General features: G+C 79.4%; 1 protein-coding gene. It reads right to left on the bottom strand.

Translation table 11 applies throughout. The features are described from left to right. Window positions 1-46: 46 nt before the first annotated feature. Window positions 47-247 (bottom strand): phosphoribosyltransferase family protein (locus SB764_RS43405; protein ID WP_410867227.1); only part of this gene is annotated, 201 nt, incomplete at its 5' end.

Raw genomic sequence — 247 nt, 5'->3', positions numbered from 1 at the left:
CCCGGCGCTTGGCCGCGCGCGTAAGCCGGTGCAACCACGCGGCGGGTCAGCGGCCGCGCGGCGTGCGCGCCGCCACCAGCACCGTCACGCTGGCCGCCCCCGCCGCCAGCAAGGCGCGGGCGGCGGCATCCGCGGTGCTGGCCGTGGTCATGACGTCATCCACCAGGCCGACATGGCGGCCGCGCAGATCGCGCGGACAATGGAACACCCCGCGCGCGCCGGCCAGCCGCGCCTGGCGCCCCAGGGC

Origin of the sequence: Paraburkholderia sp. SIMBA_027 (genome assembly GCF_046535315.1) — a bacterium.
GTDB classification, from domain to species: Bacteria; Pseudomonadota; Gammaproteobacteria; order Burkholderiales; family Burkholderiaceae; genus Paraburkholderia; species Paraburkholderia tropica.
Note: the sequence above shows the minus strand (reverse complement) of the source record. Positions and strands in the feature narration are given on the sequence as shown.